Here is a 15,953-nt window from a genome sequence, read left to right as displayed (position 1 = left end):
CGTAGCCGGAAGCGCTCAGAACTCGCCGTGTAGCCGCCCGGAAAATACCGACACCGGGCCGCGATCGGCGTTGTAGGCGGGGTTGACGATCAGCTGGTAGTCGGCGGTGAGGGTGAGACTCTTGTTCAGCGCGTAGGCGTAATAGGTTTCGAGGATGCGCTCGCGGCGGTAGTTGAGCGCGCCGTCGCCGATGAGAACACCGAGGCCGCCGGCGGCCAGGAAGTCGCGATAATCCTGCGAGATGGCATTGATGGCGCCGCCGACGCCGATCACGTCATCCGGCCGGCCCCATTTCGTGCCCTTGATCGACAATCCCGCCGACAGGCTGCGGTGAATGTCGGTGAAGGCCAGCGTCTCGGTCTTGCCGTCGTTCCAGCTCCAGCGGCTGAACAGACCGACATCGTCGGTGATCGCCTGCTCGAGGTTGAGCACGTAGCCATACTTCAGACGGCCGCGTCGGGTCTGCGCGATGTCAAGGTTGAGCGCGGGATTGTCCAGCGTCTCGCGGAAGCTGCCCATATTGGCGCTGTCGAGCCAGCCGATGGTCCTGAGCTTGCCGGGTTGGCCAAGGAGCGAGAAGCGCGTTTCGAGCTCGAGCACGTACTGGCCGCGCTCGCCGACCCTGGTGTCGAAATGATTCGAATTGGACTCGGCGACCATCAGGAAGTAGCCGCCGCGCAGCGCCCACTGCTTCTGGTTCAGCTCGGCGGTGACGCCGTAGGTGAGGCCGACCTTGTCGGCTGAATAGTCGAAGGCGCCTGGCGCCCACAGCGACCAGTTCATGAAGTCCTTGCGGGTGTCCTTGGCGTAGGCGTTGCCGTCGAACACGTCGATCACGGGGAATTTGCCGGCCTGCACCGTGAGCCTGGATACGTCGACCTTCTGTCCGAGCTGCAACTGGCCGCTCGCGAGCTCTTCCTGCTCGCCGCCAAAGCCGAATGTCTGGCGCACGAACAGGCGCGATGTGTTGTAGTGCGGATAGGGGAAGTTCGACTTCTGCGCCTCGCCGTTGGGGAAACCGGCCGCGCCGACCGTGTCGTTCAATCCAAATCCCTGCAGCAGTTCGGGATTGTAGTAGACCTCGCCGCCGTCCCACAGCTTTGCGTTCAGGAACAGGCTGTTGCTCCAGGTCGCCTTGGCCTGCCTTGATGGCGAGAGCGAATTCGGCCCGGTGTAGAGGGCGGGGAACGACGGGTAGCCTTGCGGCAGATAAGTGCTCTGGCCGTGGATCTCCCAGCGATCCGATTCGGTGTCGATTAGCGAGCCGATCCCCAAGCTCTTGGGATTGTAGCCCGGCATGCCCGGCCAATCGACCTTGCGGTTGAGGCCGAGCCGGATCGTTTGGAAGTCGAGCGACGACGAATTGTATTGGGCACCTGTGGAGAAGGCGACATTGGCGCCGTCGAAGCGGCTATAGAGATATTCGAGCCGTGCGCTCCAATGCGGCGCAAAGCCGTATTCGATGCCGGCACCCGCGATCCAGCCGGGCCGCGTGTTCAGGATTTTCGGGACTGCTTCGCCTGCGGCCGGCGTGTCGAAATAGCGCTCGCCCATCCATGCAAAGCCGCCGGTGGCGTAGACCAGCCAGGGACCGCTGGTGTAGCCGACGCGGCCGCGCAGGCTCGCAGTGTAGTCCCATTGCTGCGTGACGGTGTTGGCGGGTGTCGCCAGGAAGGACACGATCGAGTTGGAAGTGATGTAGTTCGGAAACGAAAAATCGCCTTCGACGCCGAGGAGCCAGCCGGAATTGAGCCGGTAATTGTAGCCGGCCTGCACGCCGCCGATCATGCCGCTGAAGACGCCGCTGTCGCTAATGCCTGTGCCGTCGTTCAGCGCGAAGCGCGACGAGCCGAGGCTGTAGCCGGCATGCGCACCGATGTAGAGGCCGGTCCAGTCATAGACGGCCTTCAGCGCCGGTGCCTTCAGCGGCAGATCAGCCGCGCGGCTGCTGGCGGGCAAAGTCAAGACGCCCGTGGCAATCGCCGCGGCCGTTCGCAAATACCTGTAACGGTGACCCCTCAACGTCAAAACGCACGCCCCCAAAGCGAGTGTGTCCACTCGCCGCACTATCCCTGCCGATTCGCGGCGACCCTGTCATCAGGATTAGGTGCTCCGCGATCGGTCGAGATGATCTCGATCCGGCGCGATTTCTTCCCAAGCCCCTGAGTCTCTGGAAACCTTATTGCGATTAATTCGCAGTAGCAACTAGTGCGGATTGTCGCAGGAGATGGTTCGCACCGCGATGTGACGGGACTGCAACAAATTCCAAGGTCCAAAACGGTTGACCCCGCCCGGGGGGACATCCGGGCGGGGTCGGGGGCACGACACGGGGTGGATGAGGCGCCCGTGTCGGACGCGGGATCCACGTGAGATCGGCCTCAGGGACTCAAATCAGAAGCAGGTACGCACGCGGCCGACGTACTGGCCAAAGGCGTTGTACTGGGCGGCCCAGCCGCAGCGGTGATAGCCGTTGTAATAGGGATCGTTGCTGGCGGCGATCGCGGAGCCGACGACGGCGGCGGTGGCGATGCCCAGGCCGACACCGACGCCCCAGCCGAGCGGCTTGGCTTGCGCCTGCGAGGTGGTGGCCACGACGCTGCCGGTCAGGGTGAGCGCGGTGAGGGCAACTGCGAAAATCTTGGTCTTAATCGACATGTGAAACTCCATCCGGGTTGAGGCGGTCCCTTGTGGCCCGCGTACCGAGTTGGACGGAGGCTCCGCGCGTCCGGTTCGAACTCGGCAAAGGCGGAGCTCGAGTCTGGCTCTTTCCTGAATGATTCCAGAAGGATGAGCGCTAGCCGAGCGGGCCTTTTGCGAGCCTGTTCACGTCGAAGTTATCAACCTCGGCAAGCAGCTCGCAAAAAGCGCGGGCGCCCTGGTCGATCAGCTGCTCGCCCTTCGCGGCCACGGCTAGCGTCGCGTTGCCGGCGGCGCCGCTCGCGTGGAGATCCTGCGCCTGCCAGGCGAACGGCGCGGGTCGCTGCGTCGACAGCCAGCGATATTGCTGCTCCATCACGATGCTGCTCGCGGGAAAATTCGCGATCGCATCCATGCGCACCCGATCGGGATAGCGCGCCAGCATGATCGAGGTTTCAATGGCGCCGCCGTGGATGCCGTGGCGCACTTCGTCGGCCGGGAACAGCTTGTCCGCGCCCGACAGCCGCGACCACGACGTCGTCACCACGAACAGTTTCCGATGCGCGCGAAGATCCTGCGCGACCAGCATCATGGCCGCGCTGTTGCCGCCATGGCTGGTGACGATGACGAGCTTCTTCACTCCGCGGCGCGCGACGTCCTCGCCAATCGCGGTCCATTTTTTCAACGCGATGTCAGTCGGCAGCGTCTGCGTGCCCGGATAGTCGATATGCTCGGTGGAAATCCCGATCGGTTCAACGGGCAGGAAAGTGGCCGGAGCGCGCTCGGGCAGGAGCTCGCGCACGCGCGCGAGATAGGCGTCCGCGATCAGCACGTCGGTCTCGAGCGGCAGATGCGGGCCGTGCTGCTCGGTCGCGGCCAGCGGCAGCACCGCGATCCAGCGCGAAACCTCCGCGAGGCTGGCATCGGCCCAGCGAATCTCGGTCCAATCGCGGGAAGGCGTCATCAAGGTTTCTTTGCCCGAATTTGTCGCGTAATTTAGGGTATCAGGGGACGCGGGCCAGGCCGGCTCGCGTCCCCGAATGTCTTGCGGTTTTATCGCGTTGCTTGGACATCGGCTAGAAGCGATCGACGGAGTCCCATCATGAGCCCCTCTCATCTGCGGCGAGCCTTAACGGCGGGCCTGATGGCCGCTTTCGTCTCGGTCGTCCCGGCCCGCGCCGAAACCCTGGACAAGGTCATGTTCGGCACCAATTGGGTCGCCGAGGCCGAGCATGGCGGCTTTTTCCAGGCCGTCGCCGATGGCACTTACAAGAAATACGGGCTGGACGTCACCATCGTGCCCGGCGGGCCCAACGAGAACAACCGGATGCTGCTGATCGCCGGCAAGATCGATTTCTTCATGGCCGCGAACACGCTGATGTCGTTCGACGCAGTCGCCAACAACGTCCCGGTCGTCACCATCGCCGCGGTGTTCCAGAAGGATCCGCAGGTGATGCTGACGCAGCCCGATGCCAAGGTCGCCAAGATCGAGGACCTCAAGCCGCTGACGCTGTTCGTCTCCAAGGAGGGCATGACCAGCTATTTCCAGTGGCTGAAGTCCGAATACGGCTTCAGCGAGAAGAACGTTCGCCCCTACAATTTCAATCCGCAGCCCTTCATCGCCAATCCCAAGAGCGCGATGCAGGGTTACGTCACCTCGGAGCCCTTCGCGGTCGAGAAGGCCGCGGGCTTCAAGCCCAACGTGTTGCTGCTCGCCGATTACGGCTTCAACACCTATTCGACCCTGATCGAGAGCCGCCGCGACGTCGTCGAGAAGAAGCCCGACCTGGTGCAGCGCTTCGTCGATGCCTCCATGGTCGGCTGGTACAATTACATCTACCGCGACAATTCAGCGGGCAACGCCATGATCAAGAAGCTCAATCCGGAGATGACGGACGAGCTGCTCGCCTATTCCGTCGCCAAGATGAAGGAATACGGCATCGTCGATTCCGGCGATTCGCTGAAGAACGGCATCGGCGCGATGAGCGACGAGCGCTACACCTCCTTCTTCAACAAGATGGTGAAGGCGGGCGTGGTGAAGGCGGACCTCGATTTCCGCAAATCCTATACGCTGCGCTTCGTCAACAAGGGCGTCGGCGCCGAGCTGCGCCCGAGCAAGCCGTAGCGCAGGGCCGATGTCATCAGTCCAAACGTCGGCGGGGGTCGAGACCGGCCTGACGGCTCTGGCTGTCAGCCTGCGCGGCGTGATGAAGGCCTATGACAACGGCCTGATGGCGCTCGGCCCGCTCGATCTTGCGGTGCGCAAGGGCGAGTTCATCTCGCTGCTGGGGCCGTCAGGTTGCGGCAAGTCGACGGCGCTGCGGCTGATCGCCGAACTCAGCGCGCCGTCGTCAGGAATCGTCCGGCTGGCGCGTCGTGAGGGCACACCGCAGCCAGGTCATGTTCACCCAGGTCATGGCATCGGCTTCGTGTTTCAGGAACCGACCCTGATGCCCTGGACCAGCGTGCGCGAGAATGTGCGGTTGCCGCTGAAGCTCTCAGGCGTTCCGAAGGCGGAATCGCGCGCGCGCGCCGATGAGGCGCTCGCAAGCGTCGGGCTTGCCGATTTTGCCGACGCCTTTCCGCGCGAGCTCTCCGGCGGCATGAAGATGCGGGTGTCGCTGGCGCGCGCGCTCGTCACAGACCCTGATATCCTCCTGATGGATGAGCCGTTCGCGGCGCTCGACGAAATCACGCGCTTCCGCCTCAACGACGATTTGCTCGCGCTGTGGCGCAGGCTCGGCAAGACCGTCATCTTCGTCACGCATTCGGTGTTCGAATCCGTCTATCTGTCGCAGCGCGTGGTGGTCATGACCGCGCGGCCGGGCCGCATCCAGGCCGACTTCCGCGTCGAGACGGTCGAGCCGCGTGGCGAGGAGTTTCGCACTTCAGTCGCCTATTCCGATTATTGCCGGAAAGTGTCGGCGGCGCTGGCGCCGTCCTATGCAGGGCAGTCGACGCTATGAACGCGCAAGCTTCCGTCACTGCGAAGCCGTCCGGCGCGCAACGCGCGGTGCGCTTCGCGCTACCGGTCATCGTGTTCGCGGCGGGACTGCTCGCCTGGGAGCTCGTGGTCCGGATCAAGGACATCCCGCCTTACGTGCTGCCGGCGCCCTCGGTCATATTCGCGACACTGATCAAGGATTGGGCGGTGCTGTCGCAATCGCTTGCCGCGACGCTGCTGACCACGCTTGAAGGTTTTGTCGCGGCCAGCGTCGGCGGCATCGCGCTGGCGCTGCTGTTCAACCAGTCCAAATGGGTGGAAGCATCGCTATTCCCCTATGCCGTGGTGCTTCAGGTCACGCCGGTCATCGCGATCGCGCCGCTGCTGCTGATCTATCTGGAGCAGCAGACCGCGGTCGTGGTCTGCGCCTTCATCGTCGCCTTCTTCCCGGTGCTGTCCAATACCACGCTCGGGCTCAATTCGGTCGATCGCAACCTCGCGGGCCTGTTCCAGCTCTATGGCGCCTCGCCACAGCAGACCCTGCGCTATCTCAAGCTGCCGGCGGCGCTGCCTTATATTCTCGGCGGCCTGCGCATTGCCGGCGGCCTGTCGCTGATCGGCGCGGTCGTGGCCGAGATCGCGGCGGGAACGGCCGGCGCCGGCTCCGGGCTCGCCTACAGGATCGTAGAATCCGGCTACCGCTTGAACATACCCCGCATGTTCGCAGCGCTGCTGCTGTTGTCGCTGGCCGGGATTGTCATCTATGGGGTGCTGGCGCTAGTTTCCCACCTCGTCTTACGGCGCTGGCACGAGAGCGCGCTTGGAAAGGACAACTGATGACCACCGGTTCGATTTCGTCCGAAAAGATCGACCTTCTGATTTATGGGCCGGTCCGGCCGATCCTCGAGAACGGGTTTTCCGATCATTTCGTCGTGCACAAGGCGGAGACGCGGGGCGATCTCGAGCGGCTGACGCCGGCGATCCGCGAAAAGATCCGCGGCGTGGCGGTGACCTATCACACCGTGCGCGCCGACCGGGATTCGCTGTCGCAATTGCCCAAGATCGAGATGGTGGCGAGCTTCGGCGTCGGCTACGACCACGTCGATGCCAAATACGCCGCCGAGCATAACATCATCGTCACCAATACGCCCGACGTGCTGACCGAGGAGGTCGCCGACGTCGCGATGGGGCTTCTGATCTCCACGGTGCGCGAGTTCATCAAGGCCGACCGTTATGTGCGCTCCGGTCTCTGGCAGACCCAGAACTATCCGCTCAGCGTCGGCTCGCTGCGCGACCGCAAGGTCGGCATCGTCGGCATGGGCCGGATCGGACAGGCGATCGCGCGCCGGCTCGATGCCTCGCTGGTGCCGGTGGTCTATCACACCCGCAACCCGTCCAAGGACGTCTCCTACAAGCACTACCCCGACCTGATCGAGATGGCGAAGGCGGTGGACACGCTGATGGTGATCGTGCCCGGTGGCGCCTCGACCAACAAGATGATCAACGCCGAGGTGCTGAAGGCGCTCGGCCCGCGCGGGGTGCTGGTCAACGTTGCGCGCGGCTCGGTGATCGACGAACCGGCGCTGGTCCAGGCGCTCAAGTCCGGCACCATCCTCGCGGCCGGCCTCGACGTGTTCGCGGCCGAACCGAACGTGCCGGACGAGCTCAAGGCCATGCAGAATGTGGTGCTGCTGCCGCATATCGGCTCGGCCTCGGTGGTGACGCGCAACGCGATGGATCAGCTCGTGGTCGACAATCTCAAGTCCTGGTTCTCAGGCAAGGCGCCGTTGACGCCGGTTGCCGAAACGCCGTTCAAGGGACGCTGATGGGAGTTCTTCGCGTCGTTACATTCGCCGTCGTGGCCTGCTTGGCCGCGATCGGCATCGCGCAGGCGCAGGATACGACGACCCTGAAGAAGGAGATGCCCGGGCAGTGGGAGCTCTCGACCACCGAGCGCAGCAAGACCTGCGTCGTCACGCTCAAGGCCGACGCCGCGGCGCAGGGCTTCAAGCTCGAGCTGGAGCCGGCCTGCAAGGCCGCGCTGCCTTTCACCAAGGACATCGTCGCCTGGAGCGTCAGGGGTCTCGACATCGTCCGCTTGCAGGATGCGAGCGGTGAGGCCGTGATCGACTTCACCGAGGTCGAGGCCGGCATCTTCGAGGGCCTGCGGCAGGGCGAGGGCGTCTACATCCTGCAAGACCTCGCCGCCGCCCGCTCGATGGCGAAGTCGATGGACCAGATGATCGGCGACTGGTCGATCGTGCGCGGCAACGGCCAGCCTGTCTGCGGGCTAACGCTGACCAACACGGAAGCCGGGCCGGACAATTTCCAGGTCTTCCTCAAGCCGAAATGCGATGCGGCCATCGCGCAGTTCAACCCGACGCAATGGCGGCTAGACCGCGGCCAGATCATCCTGCTGTCGAAGGCCGGCGAGGCCTGGCAGTTCGAGGCCGACGACAACGCGCAATGGCGGCGCGTCCCCGATACCGCCGATCCCCTGATCATGCTGCGGCAGTAGCGCCGCGAAACGCAATCTCGTCCTGAGGGCCCCGCCATAGGCGGGCGTCTCGAAGGATGGTGGCAGGCTACGTCGTCGGCTTGGGCGGCGGCGCTGTGCCTTGGGCCCACTTCTCCATCTTGCCGAGCACGCCCCAGGCTGTGAGCGCCAGCGAGATCGGCATCGCGAACTGGCCGAGGCCCGGCACCGCCGACACGAGCGTCCCGAGCAACCCGGCAAGGCCTCCCGCATTGGGGCTCGCCGTCACGGACGACAGCAGCGCCGTGATCAGCGAGCCGCCGATGCCGAGCGCAGTCTTCTTGCCGTCGAGCATCTTGCCGATGGTCTCGCCGAGCGCGCCATTGACCTGGCCGAGGACGGGCTTGCCGTCCCGGTTGAGCAAGGTGCCGAGCAGGTCGACGACCTGCTTCAACTGGTCGACGGGAGCGGGGCTGGTTGGGGTGAGGGTGACTGGTCCTGGCATGGGGGCTGACTTGTTGACGAGGGAAAAGAGCCGTTCGAACAGGCTGATCGGATCATTGGTGGCGGGCAGCGTATTGCCCGATGTCGTCGTTGCCGGCGTCACACCGCCGACCGGCGGCCGCAGCAATTGCGCGAGGTCCTCCAGCCGCTTCATGATCCGGGAGACATCGCCGGTCGGTCCGGTGGGGCCCGACTGCGCCGCGCGCGTGAGGGCGCCGACGGTGGCGCCGTCGAGAAGTCCGGTATCTCTCAGGCCGTTCTGCTGCTGAAACTGCGAGACCGCGGCCCTGGTCTTCGGCCCGCTGATGCCGTCCTCCGCGAGCGGCGGATTGGCGCCGAGCTTGTTGAGCGCCTGCTGCATGAGGACGATCGTCGACGCCGCGTCGTCCTCCGGCTCGGCGCGGCTTGCGAATTGCGGGCTGCCGTCGAGGGTGATCGAGGAATCCAGCGACATCATCGCATGCAGGATCACCGCGGTGCCGAGCTGGGAATCGACGTGGTTCGAATCGAACACATGATCGCGGACGAATTTTCCGGCCCTTGCCTCGGGCGGGCCATACAGCGTCGAACCGCCATAGAGATAGGGCGAGTTGCAGCCCTTGGCGTGATAGCCGAAGCCGTTGAACGCTTCGAGCCGGAACAGAATCCGCGCGATCCCCCAGTCGTGAGCGCCGACAAAATTCTCGATTCTGAAGGCGTCCACGGCGCCGTCCACGAACGTGGCAAACGGACCGCGTCCTTTCGGAACGAGCGTCGTCGCGCGATGGAGCGTTTCCCCGTTGCCGAGATAGGTGTCGAAATCGAAATTGGATTCGCGGTAGTGGCAGAGGGCAGCGAAATACCAGGGCACGCCGGTCAACCGCTCGATCTGCTGATAGGTCGCCTTGCCGTTGATGGCTTTGCGCGCGATCGCGTTCGCGTCGGAGAGGCGCGAAGGCCGGATCTCGAGATTGGCCCAATTACGCTCGTATTCGCTTTTCAGACTCTCGAATGAAATCATTTTCCGCTCCCGCAATGAATGAGTTTTCGCAACTGCGCGTCAGTCGAAATGAACCAGGTGCCGTGATCAGGGCGTGAGGCCAGCGTGATCTCCTGCAAGTCTGGCAGGCCGCCGGGGCGCCGCGTGTGAAGTGGGTTACAACCTCGCCGGGAAAATGAGCGGCAGGACCGGGATCAGGGCGGCGGTCCGCGACGGAACCGGCAGGGCCGCTGCCCCGTTAGCGACGCGAGGCAGTCTGGCCAGGGAGTCCAACATGACCACGCGCGTCCTCGCGATCGGCATCGAACCCGGCAACGCGGACTACAGCGCATTCCCGCAGCTCACGCCGGAGCTCGTGCGCAACTATATCGATGCGCAGCTGCTGCGCCTGCGCGATCTCGGTTACGAGGTCACGAGTTGCCTGATCGATCTCGATGCCGCGGCGGAAGCCGCCGTCACGGTAGCGTTGCGCGAGGAGAATTTCGACTGCATCGTGATCGGCGCGGGGCTGCGCGAGCCTCGGGAGCGTCTGCTGCTGTTCGAGAAGGTGCTCAACCTCGTCCACCGCCTGGCGCCCGACGCCGCGATCTGCTTCAACACCACGCCAGCCGACACCGCCGAGGCCGTGCAGCGCTGGGTCGATGCATGAGATGAAGCGGCCGGCCCGTGCTGCGCATGCGCCATGGTCTGAGCCGCCTTCGATCCGAGCCTCCGACGCCATAGCGTGACGCGCCGGGTCCCGAAATGGTGATTTTTCTGGTCCGAATCCGGCTGCGGCGCTATGACTCGTCTGACCACAGGGGAGGGCGAGCATGCTTCGAGGTCTTCGCATTGGAAGTTTCGCTATCGCGGCATGTCTGGCGGTCGTGATCGCGATGCCGGCTCATGAGGCGGCGGCGCAGGACGCCATTGGCGGTGCCATCCTCGGTGGCGTCGGTGGAGCGATCGTGGGTGGCGCCATCGGCGGAGGCCGCGGCGCCGCCATCGGCGCCGTCGTCGGTGCCGGCACGGGCGCTGCGATCGCCTCCGAGGGCGAACGCCGCCGCTCCGGCTATTACGCCTATCAGCGCGGCTGCTACGCGCAGCGCCGGGACGGCTCCTATGTCCCGGTCGATCCGCGATATTGCTACTAGATCAGCCGCATCCCGCGCAAACTCGCATGCCCGCTCTTGCCGACGATGATGTGGTCGTGCACGGCGATGCCGAGCGGTTTTGCGATGTCGATGATCGCCTTGGTCATCTGGATGTCGGCCTGCGAGGGCGAGGGATCGCCTGAGGGGTGGTTGTGCACCAGGATCAGCGCGGTCGCGGACAATTCCAGCGCGCGCTTGATCACCTCTCGCGGATAGACCGGGGTGTGATCGACGGTGCCGGTCTGCTGCACCTCGTCGGCGATGAGCTGGTTGCGCTTGTCGAGGAACAGCAGGCGAAACTGCTCTTTGTCGGCGAACGCCATGCTGGTGCGGCAATAGTCGATCACTTCGTTCCAGGACGACAGCGCGTTGCGGCTGTTGACCCCGCCCTTGGCGACGCGATGCGCCGCCGCCGCGAGCAGCTTGAGCTGGTGGATCGCGGACTCGCCGACACCGTCTACCTCGCGCAGGCGCGCCACCGGCGCGTGCACGACCTCGGCGAACGAGCCAAAAATTTTGATCAGCGACTTCGCCAGCGGCTTGGTGTCACGCCGCGGCAGCGCCGAAAACAGTGCCATCTCCAGCAGCTCGTAGTCGCTGAGCGCGTCCGCACCCGCGCTGTAGAAGCGCTCGCGCAGCCGTTCGCGATGGCCGAGATAGTGCGGCGCTTCTTCGGGCTTGCTCTTGTCGTGGTCGGTCTTGGCGGGCATCGGCCGCCAGCATTGCCGCGGATAACCGTTTTTGCAACCGTCAATTGCGGCGGCAAATCCGTTTCACGCCAGCCGGCGAATGCGAACGTCAGCCGCCGGGATCACCCGATCTGCTTCTCGCCGTGCCGCTCCGACAGCGTGAAAATCTCGACGCCGGTGGCGGTGACGCCTACCGAATGCTCGAACTGCGCCGATAGCGAGCGGTCGCGAGTCACGGCGGTCCAGCCGTCGGAGAGGATCTTCACATGCGGCTTGCCGAGATTGATCATCGGCTCGATTGTGAAGAACATGCCGGGCTTGAGCTGCACGCCCTCGCCGGGCCGGCCGATATGGATGATGTTCGGCTCGTCGTGGAACATGCGCCCGAGGCCATGGCCGCAGAAATCGCGCACCACGCTCATGGCTTGCGGCTCGACGAAACTCTGGATGGCGTGGCCGATGTCGCCGGTGGTGGCGCCGGGCTTCACCGCGGCGATGCCGCGCATCATGGCCTCATAGGTCACCTCGATCAGCCGCTCCGCCTTGCGTGCGATCGGGCCGACTGCATACATCCGGCTGGAATCACCGTACCAGCCGTCGACGATGAAGGTGACGTCGATGTTGACGATGTCGCCCTCTTTCAGCGGACGGTCGCCGGGCATGCCGTGGCAGACCACGTGGTTGAGCGAGGTGCAGGTTGAATAGCGGTAGCCGCGATACATCAGCGTCGCCGGATAGGCATTGTTGCTGAACGCGAAGTCGCGGACGAACTGGTCGATGCGGTCGGTCGGAACGCCGGGCCCGACGATGTCGGTGAGCTCGTCGAGGCACTTCGCCACCAGCGCTCCCGCCTTGCGCATGCCGGCAAAGGCGCTTGGTCCATGCAGCTTGATCTGCCCGGTCTTGCGGAGCGAGGTATCGGTAGCTTCGACGTAGCTCATGCGGGCGCAATCTTCTGGGGTGGGCTCGATATCGGCGGAAAGGCTTGATTTCGCGCCCAATTTAATGATTGCGCGCCTTCATGCAAGTCAGGCCTGCCCTGCCTTGCGCCTGAAAGCGGGCCTAATTCGGGACTTCCATGATGGTTTCCACCGGCAGGGCGCCGCCGCGGACGCGGATTTCGCGAACCGGGTAGGGAACCCGGATGCCTTCGCGCTTGAAGGCGTCCCACAGCGCCAGCATCACGTCGCTCTTGACGTTGTCCATGCCGTCGGGGTCGGCAATCCAGAAGGTGAGCGAGAACTTCATCCCGGCTTCGGCGAACTCGGTCAGGATGGAATTCGGCGGCTTGCCCTTCTGCGCGCGCGGGTGAGCGGCCGCGGTCTCGGCGGCGAGCTTGCAGACCAGCCGCGGGTCGGCGTCGTAATTGGTGCCGAAGGCGATCTTCACCAGCGTGTTCTTGTCGGTGTAGGTCCAGTTGACGACCTTCTGCGTCACCAGATCCTCGTTCGGCACCAGGAATTCGCGGCCATCGCCGGCGGCGACGGAAATATAGCGCGTCTTCATCGCGCTGATCCGCCCGGTGTTGTCGCCGATGGTGACGAGATCACCGGGCTTCACCGATTTGTCGGCGAGCAGGATGATCCCCGAGATGAAATTGGCGACGATCTTCTGCAGGCCGATACCGATGCCAACGCCGACCGCGCCGGAGAACACCGCGAGCGCCGAGAGATCGATGCCGACCGTGCCGAGCGCGATCACGATCGCGACCGCAAGCAGGCCGATGCGGATGATCTTGACCAGCAGCACCTGCACCGATGGCGTCAGATCTGTGGTCGAGTTGATCCGGCTCTCGGCGAAATTGCTGGCGATGTTGGTGAGCCAGAGCGCGATGAGCAGCAGCGCACCCGCCTTGATCACGAGCAACGGCGTCAGCCGCAGGCCGCCGAGCACGATGGCGAAAGAGTCGAGCAGGTCGACCGTCGCATCGAGCTGGCCGAGGATCGAGAGCGCCGCGACGAACCAGGCCGTGATCGACACCAGCTTGACGATGAAGGCGTTGCGCAGCACCGAGGTCAAGAGCCGGATCGCGAGCCAGGCCAGCCCCAGCTTGGCGGCGACCATCAGGAGATAGCTGCGGCTCGGCCAGGTCGCGTGGTACATGACCACGCGGGAGACGATCACGAGCAGGGTGAAAACCGCCGTCGAGGCGCTGGAGACCATCACCCGGACGAAGTGCCGGAGCGGCAGCGGCCAGCGCATCGCCAGCGAGGTCATGTCGACGCGGCTGCGAACGGCGGCTTCCGCGGCATAGGCGATGCCGGCCGCGGCCAGAATGAGCCCGAATTGCAGGTAGAACCAGGGCGAGGAGATTTCCGCCCCGACGCTGCGCGCGGTGGTCTGCACGAACTCCATGAAGTCTTTGAGGTCCATGTCTATCGGTCTCGTCGGGGAGCGGGCGGGAGGCGTTGATTCGAGCGCGCCGGAGAATCCCACAAAGGGCGCGGCCGGACCACCGATACACCGCCAAGTGAAGTGCGTTAAGGCCGCAAAATGCGGGCAGATTGCCGCGAGCGGGAGAAAATGGGTTGGCGTGGGAGTCCGCCGACGATAAGGATGCAATTCCAGCGATTTCGTACCCGGAAGGTGGATGGCTTCCCTCGACAGTGTCAGCCTCGCCATATTGCTCGGTGCCGTCCTGGTGTTGGCCGGGATCCTGTCAAGCCTGCTTGCGCTGCGCTTCGGCGCGCCCCTTCTGCTCGTCTTCCTCGCGATCGGCATGCTCGCGGGCGATTCCGGTCCCGGACAGCTGCAGTTCGACGACGTCCGAACCACCTATCTGGTCGGCTCGGTCGCGCTCGCCCTGATTCTGTTCGACGGCGGCTTGCGGACCCGCTTTGCCAGCATCCGCACCGTGCTCGCGCCTTCCATGGTGCTCGCGACCGTCGGCGTGCTGCTGACCTCGCTGATCACGGCGCCGTTCGCGAAATATGCGCTCGACCTCAACTGGACGGAGTCGCTGCTGGTCGGCGCCGTGGTGGCCTCGACTGACGCGGCCGCAGTGTTCCTGCTGGTGCATACCCAGGGCCTGCGCCTGCGCCCGCGCGTCGGCGCGACGCTGGAGGTGGAATCCGGCACCAACGATCCCTTCGCGATCTTCCTGACCCTGATGCTGGTCGAGTACATCTCGCTGGGAACAGGCACGGCCGCGCATGTGCTGATGGAGTTCGCCCAGGAGGCCGTGCTGGGCGCCGTCGTCGGGGTGATCGGCGGGCGTCTGGTCGTCATCGCGCTCAATAAGGTCGCGCTGCCGCAGGGCCTCCATGCGCCGTTTGTCACCACCGCCGCGCTCGTCATCTTCGGCGGCTCGCAGATCATGCATGCCTCAGGCTTCCTCGCGGTCTATCTCGCCGGGATCATCATCGGCAACCGCCCGACCCGCGCGCATAATTCGGTGGTGGCCTTCCTGGACGCCGCGACCTGGCTGGCGCAGATCGTGATGTTCGTCCTGCTCGGCCTGCTGGTCTCGCCGAGCCGGCTCGGCGGCAGCGTGCTGCCGGCGGTCGGGATCGCATTCGTCCTGATGCTGCTGGCGCGGCCGATCGCCGTGTTCGTCTGCCTGGCGCCGTTCCGCTTCAACTGGCGCGAAAAGATCTTCATCGCCTGGACCGGCCTGCGCGGCGCGGTCGCGATCTTCCTGGCCTCGATCCCGATGCTGGTCGGGCTGTCGAAGGCCTATCTCTATTTCGACGTCGCCTTCGTCGTCGTCATCATCTCGCTCCTCCTGCAAGGCTGGACCCTGGGGCCGGCCGCGCGCAAGCTGCACGTGGCGCTGCCGCGCGCCGAACGCGGCCCGCGCCGTGTCGAATTGGACTTGCCCGGCCAGCTCGAGCAGCAGCTCGTCGGCTATCCGGTGCGGTCCAAGAGCCTGTATTTTCGCCGCGGCCTGATCCCGTCCTGGTCGAAGCCGACGCTGGTGATCCGCAAGGAGAACATTTTGACGCCGGCGGAAGCCGAGCCGATCGCGCCCGGCGATTACATCTATCTGCTGGCGCCGCCGGAAAAGGCCGAATCGCTTGACCGCTTCTTCGTCGACATGCAGCCGAGCTCAGCGCCGGACCCGCATCTGCTGGGCGACTTCATGGTCTCCGGCGAGCACACGCTCGCCGAGCTCGCGGAGATCTACGGCGTGGAGGTCGGCGAGGACGAGCGCGGGCACACGCTCGCTGATTATTTCGACGTCCATCTCGACCGCGCGCCGAAAGAGGGCGCGGAGCTCGTGCTGGATCCGATCGTGCTCGTGGCGCGCTCCATCTCCGGTGGCCGAGTCAACGTCGTCGGCCTGCGCCTGCCGGAAGACGAGGAAACGCCCGCGCCGCTGACGCGCAGGCAGGTCCTGCGGCGCAAGCTGGCGGATCTGTGGAGCTCGGTGGCTGGGGTTTAACGCCACATCCGCGTTGGCGGTCATTGATGAAGCGCACGTCTGCTTCTTCGTCGTCCTGGCCTAGTGCGCAATTGCGCACAGGCGCCAGGACCCATACCCACCGTCAGCTGTTTTGCGAAGGCTGGTGGTGACGATCTGGCCCACCCACTCTCCTCTCTGGGGTAATGGGTCCTGGCTTTCGCCGGACGACGGCGGAGAGCGATGGCG

General features: G+C 64.8%; 15 protein-coding genes. 8 read left to right on the top strand and 7 right to left on the bottom strand.

The window, feature by feature from the left end:
* Positions 1–15: 15 nt before the first annotated feature.
* The 3 genes from IVA93_RS34210 to IVA93_RS34200 form a co-directional block, all read right to left on the bottom strand.
* Positions 16–1,998 (bottom strand): carbohydrate porin, encoded by a 1,983-nt coding sequence (locus IVA93_RS34210; RefSeq protein ID WP_026233943.1) that lies wholly within the window; start codon positions 1,996–1,998, stop codon positions 16–18.
* Between the two features lie 393 nt (positions 1,999–2,391).
* Entirely contained in the window at positions 2,392–2,655 is a 264-nt protein-coding gene (locus tag IVA93_RS34205; protein ID WP_007597808.1) for a hypothetical protein, read from the bottom strand.
* A gap of 139 nt (positions 2,656–2,794) precedes the next feature.
* Positions 2,795–3,601: a creatininase family protein gene (locus IVA93_RS34200; protein ID WP_018460089.1), complete on the bottom strand. Its 807-nt coding sequence runs from the start codon at positions 3,599–3,601 to the stop codon at positions 2,795–2,797.
* 138 nt (positions 3,602–3,739) lie between these two features.
* On the opposite strand from IVA93_RS34200, the gene IVA93_RS34195 reads away from it, so the two are divergent.
* Genes IVA93_RS34195 through IVA93_RS34175 form a run of 5 tightly spaced genes read left to right on the top strand, consistent with a single transcriptional unit; the run spans position 3,740 to position 8,099 of the window.
* Positions 3,740–4,762, top strand: coding sequence for an ABC transporter substrate-binding protein (locus tag IVA93_RS34195; protein ID WP_026233942.1), 1,023 nt, complete (start codon positions 3,740–3,742; stop codon positions 4,760–4,762).
* A 10-nt stretch (positions 4,763–4,772) separates the two neighbouring features.
* Entirely contained in the window at positions 4,773–5,603 is an 831-nt protein-coding gene (locus tag IVA93_RS34190; protein WP_018460087.1) for an ABC transporter ATP-binding protein, read from the top strand.
* Positions 5,600–6,418 (top strand): ABC transporter permease, encoded by an 819-nt coding sequence (locus IVA93_RS34185; protein ID WP_247789493.1) that lies wholly within the window; start codon positions 5,600–5,602, stop codon positions 6,416–6,418. Before IVA93_RS34190 ends, IVA93_RS34185 begins: the two co-directional genes overlap by 4 nt.
* Positions 6,418–7,407 carry a 2-hydroxyacid dehydrogenase gene (locus IVA93_RS34180; RefSeq protein ID WP_018460085.1) on the top strand — a complete coding sequence of 330 codons (990 nt, stop codon included), beginning with the start codon at positions 6,418–6,420 and terminating at the stop codon, positions 7,405–7,407. The genes IVA93_RS34185 and IVA93_RS34180 overlap by 1 nt, the downstream gene beginning before the upstream one ends.
* On the top strand, positions 7,407–8,099 hold the full coding sequence (locus IVA93_RS34175; protein WP_026233941.1) for an AprI/Inh family metalloprotease inhibitor: 693 nt from the start codon (positions 7,407–7,409) through the stop codon (positions 8,097–8,099). Before IVA93_RS34180 ends, IVA93_RS34175 begins: the two co-directional genes overlap by 1 nt.
* Positions 8,100–8,166: 67 nt before the next feature.
* Here the strand turns inward: IVA93_RS34175 and IVA93_RS34170 are convergent, their stop codons facing one another.
* Positions 8,167–9,561 carry a peptidoglycan-binding protein gene (locus IVA93_RS34170; protein WP_018460083.1) on the bottom strand — a complete coding sequence of 465 codons (1,395 nt, stop codon included), beginning with the start codon at positions 9,559–9,561 and terminating at the stop codon, positions 8,167–8,169.
* 253 nt (positions 9,562–9,814) lie between these two features.
* On the opposite strand from IVA93_RS34170, the gene IVA93_RS34165 reads away from it, so the two are divergent.
* Both IVA93_RS34165 and IVA93_RS34160 read left to right on the top strand, forming a co-directional pair.
* On the top strand, positions 9,815–10,189 hold the full coding sequence (locus IVA93_RS34165) for a hypothetical protein (protein ID WP_018460081.1): 375 nt from the start codon (positions 9,815–9,817) through the stop codon (positions 10,187–10,189).
* A gap of 163 nt (positions 10,190–10,352) precedes the next feature.
* Positions 10,353–10,673, top strand: coding sequence for a YMGG-like glycine zipper-containing protein (locus IVA93_RS34160; protein ID WP_026233940.1), 321 nt, complete (start codon positions 10,353–10,355; stop codon positions 10,671–10,673).
* Here the strand turns inward: IVA93_RS34160 and radC are convergent.
* From radC to IVA93_RS34145, 3 genes are all read right to left on the bottom strand, one after another.
* A complete protein-coding gene (gene radC / locus IVA93_RS34155; RefSeq protein ID WP_018460079.1) occupies positions 10,670–11,383 on the bottom strand; it encodes a RadC family protein in 714 nt (237 codons plus the stop codon). The two genes, IVA93_RS34160 and radC, sit on opposite strands and share 4 nt — an antisense overlap.
* A gap of 101 nt (positions 11,384–11,484) precedes the next feature.
* Positions 11,485–12,303 carry a type I methionyl aminopeptidase gene (gene map, locus IVA93_RS34150; protein ID WP_018460078.1) on the bottom strand — a complete coding sequence of 273 codons (819 nt, stop codon included), beginning with the start codon at positions 12,301–12,303 and terminating at the stop codon, positions 11,485–11,487.
* Positions 12,304–12,424: 121 nt separating this feature from the next.
* Entirely contained in the window at positions 12,425–13,741 is a 1,317-nt protein-coding gene (locus IVA93_RS34145; protein WP_026233939.1) for a mechanosensitive ion channel family protein, read from the bottom strand.
* Between the two features lie 211 nt (positions 13,742–13,952).
* Between IVA93_RS34145 and IVA93_RS34140 the strand changes: the two genes are divergently transcribed.
* Complete coding sequence (locus tag IVA93_RS34140; protein WP_018460076.1) at positions 13,953–15,746, top strand: potassium/proton antiporter; 1,794 nt, start codon at positions 13,953–13,955, stop codon at positions 15,744–15,746.
* Positions 15,747–15,953 lie beyond the last annotated feature (207 nt).

The sequence above is a fragment of the Bradyrhizobium sp. 155 genome (assembly GCF_023101105.1).
Taxonomy (GTDB): Bacteria; Pseudomonadota; Alphaproteobacteria; order Rhizobiales; family Xanthobacteraceae; genus Bradyrhizobium; species Bradyrhizobium canariense_D.
This window is presented reverse-complemented; position numbering and strand designations above follow the sequence as displayed.